Source organism: Neptuniibacter sp. QD37_11 (genome assembly GCF_047778105.1).
In the GTDB taxonomy this organism is placed as follows: Bacteria; Pseudomonadota; Gammaproteobacteria; order Pseudomonadales; family Balneatricaceae; genus Neptuniibacter.
The window spans coordinates 774,894-788,509 of record NZ_CP180552.1 but is presented as its reverse complement, the minus strand read 5'-3'; the positions used below and the strand labels follow the sequence as shown (position 1 = coordinate 788,509).

General features: G+C 45.9%; 14 protein-coding genes and 1 other RNA gene. 4 read left to right on the top strand and 11 right to left on the bottom strand.

Annotation, left to right across the window (positions count from 1 at the left end):
- Positions 1-10: 10 nt before the first annotated feature.
- The 9 genes from mraY to rsmI form a co-directional block, all read right to left on the bottom strand.
- Positions 11-1,093, bottom strand: coding sequence for a phospho-N-acetylmuramoyl-pentapeptide-transferase (gene mraY, locus ACMXYT_RS03475; RefSeq protein ID WP_415900218.1), 1,083 nt, complete (start codon positions 1,091-1,093; stop codon positions 11-13).
- Positions 1,094-1,099: 6 nt separating this feature from the next.
- Entirely contained in the window at positions 1,100-2,470 is a 1,371-nt protein-coding gene (locus ACMXYT_RS03470) for a UDP-N-acetylmuramoyl-tripeptide--D-alanyl-D-alanine ligase (protein ID WP_415900217.1), read from the bottom strand.
- Positions 2,467-3,933, bottom strand: a complete 1,467-nt coding sequence (locus tag ACMXYT_RS03465) for a UDP-N-acetylmuramoyl-L-alanyl-D-glutamate--2,6-diaminopimelate ligase (protein ID WP_415900215.1) — start codon at positions 3,931-3,933, stop codon at positions 2,467-2,469. Before ACMXYT_RS03465 ends, ACMXYT_RS03470 begins: the two co-directional genes overlap by 4 nt.
- 11 nt (positions 3,934-3,944) lie before the next feature.
- Positions 3,945-5,648, bottom strand: a complete 1,704-nt coding sequence (locus tag ACMXYT_RS03460) for a peptidoglycan D,D-transpeptidase FtsI family protein (RefSeq protein WP_415887101.1) — start codon at positions 5,646-5,648, stop codon at positions 3,945-3,947.
- Positions 5,638-6,006 (bottom strand): cell division protein FtsL, encoded by a 369-nt coding sequence (ftsL, locus tag ACMXYT_RS03455; RefSeq protein WP_415900214.1) that lies wholly within the window; start codon positions 6,004-6,006, stop codon positions 5,638-5,640. The genes ACMXYT_RS03460 and ftsL overlap by 11 nt, the downstream gene beginning before the upstream one ends.
- Positions 6,006-6,944 carry a 16S rRNA (cytosine(1402)-N(4))-methyltransferase RsmH gene (rsmH, locus tag ACMXYT_RS03450; RefSeq protein WP_415900213.1) on the bottom strand — a complete coding sequence of 313 codons (939 nt, stop codon included), beginning with the start codon at positions 6,942-6,944 and terminating at the stop codon, positions 6,006-6,008. The genes ftsL and rsmH overlap by 1 nt, the downstream gene beginning before the upstream one ends.
- Positions 6,945-6,962: 18 nt before the next feature.
- A complete protein-coding gene (gene mraZ, locus ACMXYT_RS03445) occupies positions 6,963-7,418 on the bottom strand; it encodes a division/cell wall cluster transcriptional repressor MraZ (RefSeq protein WP_415900211.1) in 456 nt (151 codons plus the stop codon).
- A gap of 271 nt (positions 7,419-7,689) precedes the next feature.
- Positions 7,690-8,040: RNase P RNA component class A (gene rnpB, locus ACMXYT_RS03440), an RNA gene on the bottom strand.
- A 31-nt stretch (positions 8,041-8,071) separates the two neighbouring features.
- Positions 8,072-8,905, bottom strand: a complete 834-nt coding sequence (rsmI, locus tag ACMXYT_RS03435) for a 16S rRNA (cytidine(1402)-2'-O)-methyltransferase (protein ID WP_415900210.1) — start codon at positions 8,903-8,905, stop codon at positions 8,072-8,074.
- A gap of 36 nt (positions 8,906-8,941) precedes the next feature.
- Here rsmI and ACMXYT_RS03430 point away from each other — a divergent pair, with 36 nt between their 5' ends.
- From ACMXYT_RS03430 to ACMXYT_RS03415, 4 genes are read left to right on the top strand one after another with little or no spacing between them, the layout of a single operon-like run.
- Positions 8,942-10,762, top strand: coding sequence for a penicillin-binding protein activator (locus tag ACMXYT_RS03430; protein WP_415900208.1), 1,821 nt, complete (start codon positions 8,942-8,944; stop codon positions 10,760-10,762).
- A gap of 9 nt (positions 10,763-10,771) precedes the next feature.
- The gene (locus ACMXYT_RS03425) at positions 10,772-11,131 is read left to right on the top strand and encodes a YraN family protein (protein ID WP_415893567.1); all 360 of its coding nucleotides are present in this window, start codon (positions 10,772-10,774) and stop codon (positions 11,129-11,131) included.
- Between the two features lie 20 nt (positions 11,132-11,151).
- The gene (locus ACMXYT_RS03420) at positions 11,152-11,742 is read left to right on the top strand and encodes an SIS domain-containing protein (protein WP_415883626.1); all 591 of its coding nucleotides are present in this window, start codon (positions 11,152-11,154) and stop codon (positions 11,740-11,742) included.
- 2 nt (positions 11,743-11,744) lie between these two features.
- On the top strand, positions 11,745-12,329 hold the full coding sequence (locus ACMXYT_RS03415) for a BON domain-containing protein (RefSeq protein ID WP_415900207.1): 585 nt from the start codon (positions 11,745-11,747) through the stop codon (positions 12,327-12,329).
- 71 nt (positions 12,330-12,400) lie between these two features.
- Here ACMXYT_RS03415 and ACMXYT_RS03410 read toward each other — a convergent pair whose 3' ends face one another.
- Together ACMXYT_RS03410 and ACMXYT_RS03405 are read right to left on the bottom strand one after the other, a co-directional pair.
- Positions 12,401-12,835 (bottom strand): ClpXP protease specificity-enhancing factor, encoded by a 435-nt coding sequence (locus ACMXYT_RS03410; protein ID WP_415900206.1) that lies wholly within the window; start codon positions 12,833-12,835, stop codon positions 12,401-12,403.
- An 83-nt stretch (positions 12,836-12,918) separates the two neighbouring features.
- Positions 12,919-13,557 carry a glutathione S-transferase N-terminal domain-containing protein gene (locus ACMXYT_RS03405; protein WP_415900205.1) on the bottom strand — a complete coding sequence of 213 codons (639 nt, stop codon included), beginning with the start codon at positions 13,555-13,557 and terminating at the stop codon, positions 12,919-12,921.
- Positions 13,558-13,616 lie beyond the last annotated feature (59 nt).

The window sequence follows — 13,616 nt, the reverse complement described above, 5'->3', positions numbered from 1 at the left end:
AAACTTTACCTTAACGAATTTTCAGAGATGCCAAGCCAATCAGCACCAAAACTACTGTGATGATCCAGAAACGAACAATTACACGAGGCTCTGGCCAACCTTTCAATTCAAAATGGTGATGCAAAGGCGCCATCCGGAAGATACGGCGACCTGTTAATTTAAACGATGCCACCTGCAAAATTACTGACACGGTTTCAGCCACAAACACACCGCCCATAATGAACAGTACAAATTCTTGACGGACGATAACGGCAATAACACCAAGCGCAGCACCCAAAGACAAGGCACCGACATCACCCATAAACACTTGAGCTGGATAAGTGTTAAACCACAAGAAACCAAGACCAGCACCAACCATGGCACCACAAAATATAATCAGCTCACCAGAACCCGGCACGTAAGGGATCAACAGATATTCAGCAAAATTGATGTTACCGGACAGATATGCAAATACACCTAATGCTCCAGCTACCATTACAGTTGGCAAAATAGCTAGACCATCTAAGCCATCAGTGAGGTTTACCGCATTGGAGCTACCGACAATTACAAAGTAGGTAAAAACGATAAAGAAGATACCGAGATCGATCGACACATCTTTTAGGAATGGAATCAGAAGCTCTGTTTCAACTGGTGTGGAAGCCATGCTATAGAGTAATACTGCCGCCCCCATACCACCTACTGACTGCCACAGGTACTTCCACTTAGCAGGCAATCCTCGTGGGTTTTTCTCAACCACTTTACGATAATCATCGACCCAGCCCACTGCACCAAAAATAAGCGTCACGCCCAACGTAATCCACACATAAGGGTTAGTCAGATCACTCCACAAAAGGGTACTAATCGCAATTGCAACTAGGATCAAAGCACCACCCATTGTTGGTGTACCTGCTTTGCTCAAATGCGTCTGAGGACCATCATCTCGTACCGCTTGACCAATCTGATTACTACGTAGTTTGTTGATCATATGAGGGCCGACCCACAAAGCTATCAACAATGCTGTTAATACACCCAAAATCCCACGCAGGGTTAGGTACTGAAATACAGCAAAGCCGCTGTAATATCCCGATAAAAATTCTGCCAGCAGTGGTAGCATTGCCTTCTATTCCCCTTCAGTCAGGTTCTTCACGACCTGATCCATCGCTGCACTTCTCGAGCCTTTAATCAGAATATTGGTATTCTGATCAGCCAGCTTTTTCAATGCAGTTGTTAATTCTTCACGTGTTTCAAAATGCATTCCCTGCCCATCTGCTGCAGCGTTATACGCTGAAACAGAGTGCCGGGACAGCACGCCAGTTGCATAGAAACAACTAACCCCCTTCTGCGCTGCCCGGCAACCTACCTGTGCATGCTGATCAGCGGCATCTGCCCCTAACTCAGCCATATCTCCTAAAACCAATACTGATTTGCCCGGCAAACTAACCAGCAGATCCACTGCCGCATTTACCGAACCAGGATTGGCGTTATAACTATCATCAATCACTTGAGCACCAGACGCTGTCGACAAACAACGCATACGTCCAAATACTGCAGTAAAGGATTCTAAACCGCTGCAAATTTCCGCTAAAGGCATTCCTTTAGCGCTTACAGCAGCTGCCGCAGCTAGGGCATTCGCAACGTTATGCTGTCCCATCACCTGCAGCTGAACCCTTTGAGACTCAGAGCCTCTGTGCAAAACAAAAGAAAAACAGCCATTGCTAGATGGTTTCAAGTCCGACGCATAGACAGCAGCCTTCTCGGAGCTAAGAGAGAAGTTGCTCTGAGGCTTTCCTTGGTTTTGATTTAACCAATACTCTGTATGCGGATCATCTAGGTTGATAACAGCCGTGCCTTGAGTTTCATCTAACTGCGAAAAGATCTCAGATTTCGCTTCGACTACACCTTGCAGAGAGCCAAACCCTTCCAGATGAGCACCCATCGCGTTATTCAAAATCGCAACATCTGGTAGAGAAATCGCAGTCGTATAAGCAATCTCACCACCAGCACTGGCACCCTGTTCAATCACAGCAATTTGATGCTGATCACTTAATTCGAACAGTGTTAGCGGTACGCCGATGTCATTATTCAAATTACCTTTGGTAGCCAATACCTGATTATTCTGAGACAGAATCGCGAATAGCATCTCTTTAACTGTCGTTTTACCGCTACTGCCTGTCACTGCGTAAACAGTGCCATCAAAGCGCTGACGATTCGCTTGCGCAATGTTCCCCAGAGCAATACGCGTATCTTCAACTTGCCACAATGGCGCTTTAATTTCTGGCATAGATCGAGAAACAACCGCGGCGACCGCGCCTTTTTCAAGTGCCTGTTCTATAAACTGATGACCATCAAAATTAGGACCAACCAGAGCGACAAATAGGTCGCCCTGCTTAATCGTACGTGTGTCCGTACTGACACCTGTAAATTCAGTATCAGCCGTTATCTGCCCGCCAAAAGCTTGCTGTAACTGCTGCAAAAACCACTGACCAATCATACCGCCACCCCTAAAACTGACTTACTCACATCAACATCACTAAACGGGTAACGTGTACCAGCAATCTCTTGATAATTTTCGTGACCTTTACCTGCGATCAATACGACATCTTCTGCTGAAGCAGCATTGATCGCCATTCTGATCGCTTCTGCACGATCCGCTTCAACATCCGCCTGATGATCATGAATACCGCTCTCGATCATTTCAATAATGCTATCTGGCTGTTCGGTTCTTGGGTTATCGCTAGTCACAACCAACCGATCTGCAAATCGGTCTGCAATATTGCCCATTAGTTCTCGTTTACCTGTATCGCGGTCTCCACCACAACCAAATACGCACCACAAACGCCCTGACGTATGAGCTCTAACAGCTTGGATTGCTTTCTCTAGAGCATCTGGCGTATGCGCATAATCAATAATTACCAACGGCTTATCCGCAGTGACCAATGCCTGCATTCGCCCTGGCACTGCATCTAATTTGGAAAGCCCGTGCATAACCTGCTCTCGGCTAAACCCTTGCTCGGAGAGCAAAGCTGCTACAAGAAGCAAATTGTCCAGATTAAATTCGCCGATAATTTTACTAGCGAAAGCAAAGTTGCCTTGCGCCGTTTTCAGCTCCGCTTCGATACCGTGTAAAGCTAAACGGTATGCTGCGATCAGATAATCGCCTTGTGCACGCCCAACCGCTACTTTTTTACCTTTAACTTCGTCATCAGCTAACAGCGTTTGACCAAAAGCATCATCACTATTGATAACAGAAGCTTTTAGATCAAAGCGTTTAAACAATCTTGCTTTAGCCGCACCGTAAGAAGCCATAGAACCGTGGTAATCCAGATGATCACGGCTTAAGTTGGTGAGTGCGGCATAATCAAATTCAACCCCAGCAACTCGGCCCTGCTGTAAAGCATGACTAGAGACTTCCATCACAACGCTTTCGGCACCTGCTGCGCGTAATTCAGCAAACAAACGCTGCAAACCTACAGCATCTGGGGTTGTATGAGTTGCCTGCTCTAGCTGGCCTGGAAAACCATTTCCAATAGTGCCAACAATCGCAGTTTTCGTGCCTATCGCATTCATCGCCTGAGCAACAAAATGCGCACAAGAGGTCTTACCGTTAGTCCCCGTAATGCCAATTACATTCAGATGACGGCTTGGGTGGCCATAAAAATTTGCGGCTACAGGACCAATCTGACTGACTAAATCAGGCACAGCAATCACAGGGATCGAAAGCGAAGGGCAATCACCAACTTCACGACAGTCCAACAAAATAGCGACTGCACCACTTTTTTCAGCCGCTTCAACGAAATCGACACCACGATGCTGGATACCGGATCGAGCAATAAACAGAGTGCCGGGCGTAACCGTGCGGCTATCTTGCGAAATAGCAGATACGACAAAGCCGGCGTAAGTTTCATCAACCCACTCCGGCGCAATCTCTTTCAATGTTCTACTGATTTCCAACATAGTCACCTCATTCAACGCTGAGCAACCTGCTTATTCACTTCTGGCCAATTATCCGGTGGGATATTCATCAAACGCAAAGCTCCACCTACCGCTCTTGAAAAAACCGGAGCTGCTACCTCACCACCGTAATATTCCTGGCCTTTAGGGTTATCAATCATCACTACTGTTACTAAGCGCGGATCACTTACCGGCGCCAAACCTGCAAATGTAGATATATACTGATCATCGATATATCCACCGCGGCCAACCTTATGCACAGTGCCTGTTTTTCCTGCCACTCGATACCCCTGAACAGCAGCTCTACGACCCGTGCCTTTAACGCTAATCACAGTTTCCATCATTTCACGGACATCAACCGCCACATCCGCAGGCATAACTCGAACAGGTTTGCCTGCTTCGTTTTGGCGAATCAGACTAACAGGGCTCACGACACCATCATTAGCCAACGCCAAATATGACTGAGCTAGCTGTAATGGCGTTACCGATAAGCCATAACCATAAGAAAGCGTCGCACGTTCAACTTGCTGTCTCGAATTCAGATAAGGTAGATAACCCGTACTTTCACCTGGGAATCCGATGCCTGTTGCCTGCCCTAAGCCTAAATTGTGATACAGATTACGTACCGAACCTTCAGGTAAGCTTAATGACAGCTTCGTTACACCCACATTGCTGGATTTCGTAATGATGGTTGAGATATCTATCTCACCGTAATTACGATGATCTCTAATCGTTTTACCTTTAACCCGCATATAACCAGGTGCAGTATTTACGATTGTTTCCGGCTCGTATTCACCGCTCATCAACGCCGCCGCAACCGTCATAGGTTTAACCGTCGAGCCCGGCTCAAATGTATCGGTTAACGCCCTGTTTCTTAATGCCGTCGAAATTCTCTGTTTTGGATCATTCGGGTTGTAAGATGGCTGATTAACCATTGCTAACACTTCGCCCGTAGATGCATCTAGCATCACAATCGACCCGCCATCAGCTTTATGCGCTTCAACTGAGGCTTTTAATTCTCTATACGCTAGATATTGCAGCCTTAAATCGATACTTAGCTGAATATCATTACCATGCAGCGCCGGCTTAACTTCGCGAATATGCTTGATCGTTCTACCCAAACGATCTTTCATAACCAACTGCTTACCGGCGTCAGCCTTTAACCAATCCTCATAAGCCAGCTCTAGACCTTCTTGGCCTTTACCATCCAAGTTAGTGAAACCAACCAGATGCGTTGTTACCTCAGCTGCCGGGTAGTAACGCTTATATTCACGATCGACATGCACACCCGGAATACGCAAAGCTCTAATTTTTTCAGCTAGTTCAGGTGTAACTTGACGCTGTAAATACAGAAATCTACGACTGCGATTTTCAGATAACTTAGCTAGTAGTTTCTTTTTGTTCGTTTTAAGCAGCACCGCTAGTTTTGACAAACCATCGTGCTGCATATCTGTCATTTTCGGATCAGCCCAGATAGTCGCGACCGGTGCACTCACCGCTAAGGGTTCACCATGCCTATCAGTGATAATCCCACGATGAGCGGGTACCTGAACCGTTCTCAATGAACGAGCATCACCTTGAGTTTGCAGAAACGACTGCTCTTCAACATAAAGCGAAAGCATGCGAGCTGTAATCCCACCTGCAACGAGCAATAGAAGAACCAGCACCAACCAAAGGCGCCATCCTCTACCAACTGCTGCTTCAGTGTTATCGCTCATGCTTCACGATCTCTATTTGCTCAACGTCTGGCACTTTCATGCCCAATACGCTCGTTGCTTGTTGTTCAACTCGGTTATTGGCAGCCCATGCACTTTGCTCAAGCAGTAGCTGTCCCCACTCAACTTGAAGCTCATCCCTTTGCTGTATCAATTCCTGATGCTGGTTAAATAACTGTCGATATTCAAAGGCGCTCATGACTACGCCCAAGCATGACACCAAAAGCACCACAACCAACACAAACACCAATAAAAATGGGCTCAGCAACTCTTCAGCACTATAAAAATTGTCTCGACCAGATGAATTCCCCTTCTCATCCTCCTGATCGCCAACCCAATTTTTCCAGAACCTTCCAAGCATCAAGCGACCTTTTCAGCCACTCGCATAACTGCACTTCGAGCCCGTACGTTCTCTTCGGTTTCAGAGGCACTCGCTTTCACAGCCTTACCCACATTCTTCAACCGAATTTTCAACATATCGTTTGTAACCGGAATACCACGTGGAATATGCTCATCGCCTTTAACATGCTGACGAATAAAGCGCTTCACAATCCGATCTTCTAGTGAGTGGAAGCTAATAACTACTAGACGCCCACCCACTTTCAACATTTCTAAAGCCTGATCCAAACAGCTTTCCAGATCTTCCAATTCACGATTAATATGGATACGAATACCTTGGAAAGCACGTGTTGCAGGGTTCTTACCTTTCTCCCAAGCAGGATTGGCTTCAGCAATAATTTTTGAAAGCTGCGCTGTCGTGGTAATTGGCTCTTCTTCACGCTTAGCCACAATCGCTTTCGCCATACGACGGGAGAAACGCTCCTCGCCATAGGTATAAATCACATCAGCAATCTCTTTCTCTTCGGCGCGAGCGATCCAATCAGCCGCACTTTCACCAGAAGAGGTGTCCATTCGCATATCCAGCGGACCATCATTTAGAAAGCTAAACCCTCGGGAAGCATCATCTAACTGTGGTGAAGACACACCCAAATCCAGCAAAATTCCATCAACCTGTCCTTGCAAACCGCGCTCAGTTACAAATTCTTGCAATTGTGCAAAACTGCCGTGCGCTATAGAGAAACGATCTTCATCTGCAAAACGTTCGTGTGCATGCGCAATGGCGGTTGGATCCTTATCGATTCCCATCAACTGACCATCTTCTGCCAATTGATCCAATACCAATGCAGAATGACCGCCACGACCAAAGGTCCCGTCGACATAGAAACCAGACGCGTCCTGCACTAAAGCTTCTACAGCTTCATTTAACAGCACTGTGATATGTTTAAATTCCTGGCTCATTCGTCGTTACTCGATCCGCTATAGCGATAAATTTTGTAATTCTTCAGGCATTGCCATGCCACCTTCTACCTCTTGAAGATACTCTTCGCGGGTAGCTAACCATCTGGACTCACTCCAGATTTCAAACTTCTGCCCTTGCCCAAGCAACACAATTTTTTTATCGAGCTCCGCATACTCTCGAAGTGGAGCGGGCAAAAGCAATCGTCCATTTCCATCCATATCAAGATCAGTTGCATGACCAATCAGTAGACGCTGAATTCGACGCGCTGCGGGATTAAAGCTAGGCAGGCTTTCAATTTTCTCCTGAATAACTTCCCATTCTTCCAGTGGATAAAGCAGTAAACAGCGCGCTTCAGTATCAATCGTAGCCACGAGCTGACCATCGCAACACGTCGCGATTTTCTCGCGATAACGTGCCGGAATCGCCATGCGCCCCTTGGCATCCAGATTGATTTGATTAACGCCTCTAAACATTTTCGGCTCTCAAAACCCACTTAAATTACAGAAAAACCCACTTTTACCCACTTTATCCCACTAGAGCACACTATAGAAAGTAACCCCAACTAAAGCAAGGCTGAAAGCGCCGTAAATGACGGTTATCAGAGATCAAACATTAGAGAAATGCATACAGAGAGAAGCTCTCAAAAACAAAGCATTGAGAGACTGCATATAAAACAATGAATTAGGCGAATCAGACCTTTACAGGAAAAGCAGTGGACACCGCTCTTCCTGAAAAGAAAGAATAATGAGGAGTTTGCCGATAAGCCGGGTTCTGTCGTGGACAATCATTCATCTGGGATGCATATCACTATGCACCTCAAGCAACCTACCCGGTTCCAGCGCGGGTCACGCCTATAGGAACCCTATTTGGTCTTGCTCCGAGTGGGGTTTACCATGCCGTGGAGTGTTACCACCCACGCGGTGCGCTCTTACCGCACCATTTCAACCTTACCGGCATCCGAGGATGCTTAGGCGGTATATTTTCTGCTGCACTTTCCGTCGACTCGCGCCGCCCAGACGTTATCTGGCACTCTACCCTTTGGAGCCCGGACTTTCCTCCACCTTCAAAGAAGGCAGCGACTGCCTGGCAAACTCCTCGGCGCGAATTCTAACAAAAGCGAAATCAGTTAGCGATCTAAAGCCGCCTGATAAAGCACTTTTTTCTTCAAACCGGTAATTTTCGCAGCCAAAGAAGCCGCCTGACTCGCTGGCAGCTCTGCAAGAAGAATATCCAGCACCTCCAGAGCTTTAGCATCAAGTTCAGCTGCGCCTTTATTTTCTATACCGTGAACCAAAACAACAAACTCACCGCGCTGCTGATTGGAATCAGCCTCCATCCACTCTATGACAGCATCCAACTTATCCACATGGATCGTTTCATAAGTTTTAGTTAGCTCACGAGCAATACCCACAACACGCTCACCACCAAAGACTGACTGCATATCTTTCAGGGAGGCCACAATACGATGCGGAGATTCATAAAAGATCAGCGTTCGCGTTTCATCAACCAACCCCTTTAGCTGCTGCTTACGCCCGCTCGATTTATGCGGCAAAAATCCCTCAAAGATAAATCGATCTGTAGGCAAACCCGCCGCAGACAACGCAGCAATAAAAGCCACACAGCCAGGAACAGGCACAACTTTAAAACCCTGCTCTCTAACCCCCTGAACTACAACATATCCAGGGTCCGAAATTAGAGGCGTTCCAGCATCAGAAATTAGTGCAACACTGGCACCAGATTGCAACTGGTGTACAATCGTCTCAATTCGCTGGCGTTCGTTATGCTCATGGACGGAAACAAGGCGGGTATTGATACCAAAATGCGCCATCAAACGGGCACTATGACGTGTGTCCTCAGCAGCTATCAACTCAACTTGCTGCAAGACCTCAATAGCGCGAGGTGTCATATCCTGCAGATTTCCTATTGGCGTTGCTACAACGTACAGTGCGGGTTCTAACATTACAGATACCATCTTAAAACGTGGGTTGCGAAGTATATGAAATTTCAGTGGCGCCTGTCTCTTTCAGCAATTTTAATCAGCACAATTATTTCTGGTTGTTCAGTTAGTACGACATCCACGAAACCAACGCTGACTGCAGCTGAGCAAGACCAACAACGAGTAGAAAGCCTACTTAAAAAAGCGAATTCTGCAAAACCGATCAAATCTGCTCAGTATCGAGCAGACGCCGCGAAGATTTTACTTAGCCTAGACCGCAAGCAAGAAGCTGCTGCCGTACTAAGCCAAATAGACGTTGCCCTCCTAGCCCCATCTCTTCGCTTTGAGATCGCTAAACTTCAAGCTGAAGCCTCACTAGAACAAAACCAGCCTGAACAAGCCCTGCAACAGCTAGACAGATTAAATGGTTTGTCGGATCTTAAACTCCTAACCGAGCAAGAGATTCAAATTCTCGAATTGCGTGCCCAAGCATTCCAGCTACAACAGCAACATTTTAGTGAAGCTAAAGCACTTATTAGATTAAGCCAACTGCTCGACACGGACGCAGCAAAGCAAATCCTGCACGATCAAATCTGGAATAGCCTACTTAAAATTGAAGCAATCCAGCTTTCCGAGCTTATTCGTAGCGGAACTAATAGTTATCATGAGCAGGGCTGGCTAGAGCTAGCTTACGAGCTAAGCGTCAACACTCAACTAGACACACAAAACCAAGCGCTGAATAACTGGGCCGTATTATGGGAATCTCACCCAGCCCAAAAGCTACCACCTCAATCTCTTGGCGGACTAGGTGCACAGACATTCTCAGCTCAAAAAATAGCAGTACTATTGCCACTTGAAGGCAAATTAGCCAAACCTGCCAACGCCATCAAAGAAGGCATTATGATGGCTCATCTACGCAGCCAACAACCAGGCAAAACCTCTCCAGAACTGCTATTTCTGGACTCTGAAAAGATAAATACCCCGATTCAGCTGGCTTCAATCGTTAATGAGCAACAAGTCGATATGATCATCGGGCCTTTAGCTAAAGACTATGTTACAACCTTGGCTGCCGATCAGCATATCCAAGTGCCTGTACTCGCCCTAAACTACACCGATTCACCCGCTCGCGAAGGCATGTATCAATTTGGCCTTTCAGCCGAAGATGAAGCCATTCAAATTGCAGAGCGCGCATGGAAAGACGGCATACGCCGTGCCGCAGTATTAACACCAAACAGTGGCTGGGGCGAAAAAATCAACAAGGCTTTTGAAGAACACTACACAAGCCTGGGCGGCATGGTTGTCCACTCTAGTAACTTTGGGGATATCAGCGAATTCTCTGAGCATGTGAGTCAATTTTTATCCACAGATAAAAGTAAACAGCGCTACAAGAACGTAAGAAAAGTTGTTTATACCCATAAAATTGAATTTGAAGAACATCGTCGCCACGATATGGAAGCGATTATCCTCACTGCACTACCAAATGATGCTAGACAGCTAAATACTATGCTAGCGTTTAACTTTGCAGGCGACCTGCCAATTTATGCCACCTCACACGTATTCAGCGGTAGCAACAACCCTATTCAGGACCAAGACCTGAATAACGTTACTTTCCTAGGCACCCCTTGGAACCTAAAACCACCATCCCAAGACAAAGTACTTATTTCACAGCAACGAAATGACACAAACAGTCGTTTTGGTCGCTTATACGCTCTAGGCCTTGATGCTTATCGCATTCATCCTTATCTAAAACAATTAAGCGCGGTTCCTGGCACCCAGATCAACGGCGAGACAGGCCAACTCAGCATTAATAACAACGGCCTTGTTTTCAGAACGCTAACTTGGGCCCAATATAAAGATGGTATCCCACAAATTATTGAGTAAATAATATTCATGGACAGAAACAAGACCGGCAAGGACGCCGAAAAACACGCCGAAAGATTCCTCTCAAAAAACAAACTCACCCTAGTCGAACGCAATTATCATTGCCGCTTCGGCGAGATCGATCTAATCATGTTAGATCGTCGCACACTTGTCTTTATCGAAGTCCGTTACCGCAATTCAAAAAAGTATGGCGGTGCAGCAGCTTCAGTTACTACCACCAAACAACGAAAGATCATTAAAGCAGCACAACATTATTTGAGCCATAAAACGCAATTTTCTAACAATAATTGCCGATTTGATGTCATTGCTTATGAATATGATGCAGCACCAACGGAGCCGCTGTGGTATAAAGATGCCTTCAGAACTTAAGGTAAACGATTAAGGACAGCATGGAACTCGAAGACCGCATTGTCAGCCAGTTTCACAACTCAATGGAAGTCAACGCAATCACCATTGAGCAGTACACCCCACTAATTGCCCATGCTGGCGAACTTTTACTCCATTGCCTTGTCAGTGAGAACAAGATTCTCTGCTGTGCCAATGGAGCCTCCTCATCTTTAGGGCAACACTTCACCGCACTATTGATGAATAGATTTAGGCATGAGCGTCCAGGTCTACCCGCAATCAATATTAACTCAGACGGTGCTACGTTAAGCGCAATCTGTGAAGATAGCGGCTTTATGGACGCGCAAGCCAAACAGATCCATGCCTTAGGCCAACCTGGGGACATTTTATTACTGATAACACCTCACGGTCGCTCCAGCAGCCTTGTACAAGCAATACAGGCCGCCCATGATCGTGAAATGACTGTTATCGTCCTGAACGGTTCTGATGGTGGCGATATCACAGCGCTTCTCAGCCCAGAAGAGATCGAGATATGCGTACCTAGCGACGATAGTTCGCTAGTTCACCATGCGCAGTTACTAGTTTTGCACTCTTTATGCGATTTAATTGACTACCAACTTTTTGGAAGCGAATAAACATGATCAACAAAAAGACATTTAGTTTAATTGCAGGGATTAGCTTATCGCTATTAGTTACAGGCTGTTCCGATATCCTAAGTGCCGGAAGAGAAGGTCCTATTCAGGAAGACCCTGGCAGCAGAACCGTTGGTTCATATATAGATGATGAAGTAATTGAAACACTATCGATGGTAAACCTTGCCAAGGGCTCAGAACAGATGCAGGCAACCAATATCAGCGTAACAAGCTATAACGGCGTTGTTCTGTTAACAGGCCAAGCACCTGCAGAAAGCTCAAGGCAGGAAGCTGAACAGATCGTCAGCCAAGTACGAAAAGTACGTAAGATTCATAACGAAGTTAAAATCTCTGGCGTATCATCCACTATCGCGCGCACAAACGACGCTTGGCTAACCACGAAAGTTAAAGCCGAGCTATTAACAAACGAAGCAGTTGATGGGTCTCGCATCAAGGTAGTAACTGATAGCAGCACGGTTTATCTTATGGGTCTTGTAAGCCCTCAAGAAGCTGAGAATGCGATCAATATCGTAAGAAATATCGCTGGTGTAGAGAAAATCGTAAAAGTCTTTGAATACGTTAATCGATAAGAACAACGGTGCGTACTAACCCTTAGTACGCACCTTTTATTCTATAGATTCACCCCTTCCACTTCTCTTAACTACTTCACAACTTTTAATGACGGCCTTTTCGACCTAGCCGGCTTTTCAGCTTCCTCAGGCTCATCTGCATCCATATCTTCTACGTTGTCCAGTATTGCCAACTCCTGCGTATAGCAGTCAACACCCGGCTCACCACCAAAGCCCATACCCTGTCCATTTTCACGCGCATATATAGCTAAGATAGCCGCCATTGGCACATATATATCCATTGGCTGACCTGAAAAACGCGCATTAAAAGACAATGCTCGATCATCGAGATAAAAATCCCGAACCGCTGATGGATTAATATTTAAAACAATCTGACCATCATCAACAAACTGCGTAGGAACCGTAACATCATCCTGCGTAGCATCTACCAAAAGATGAGGTGTTAAATCACAATCTAATAACCAGTCATACAGTGCTTTAACAAGATAAGGGCGACTCGGCTTCATTTCTTTATCCAAACATTTAACAAAATTACGACATAAAAAAAGGGATGAAACATCATCCCTTTTTTAACTTTACTACGAAACAATTAATCGCGCATTTCACGCTCTGCTTCTGACAAGCTCATTTGGAAAGATTCACGCTCAAATAAGCGATCCATATACTTAACCAAAGGCTTGCACTGATCTTCTGGAAGATCGATACCCAACAACGGCAAACGCCACAATAGTGGAGCTAGGCAGCAATCAACCAAAGTAAACTCTTCACTCATGAAGAAAGGCTTATCAGCAAAGATAGGTGAAATCGTAATCAAGCTATCACGTAGCTCTTTACGAACCTCTTCTGCTGTATCTTCATCATCAGCCATCGCAGCTTCAATGATTTTATCCGCAAGATCACACCAGTCACGCTGGATGCGATACATGTATAGTCGGCTTTCCGCACGAGCTACAGGATAAACAGGCAATAGCGGAGGATGCGGGAAGCGCTCATCAAGATATTCCATCATCACATTTGGCTCATAAAGAACCAAATCGCGATCCAACAAAGTTGGCAGGCTATTGTACGGATTCATTGAAGTTAGATCTTCAGGAAGATTACCTTCATCACAATCATGAATCTCTACAGCAACACCCTTTTCTGCCAGGACGATACGAACTCGATGGCTATACTGGTCCTCGCCATTAGAGTAGAAGGACATGGAAGAACGTTTTGCCACAACACCCATTAAGAATACCCCTTATTAGAAACAGATACGCGGCCCCTTAAAAAAGAGGCCGCGTTTTA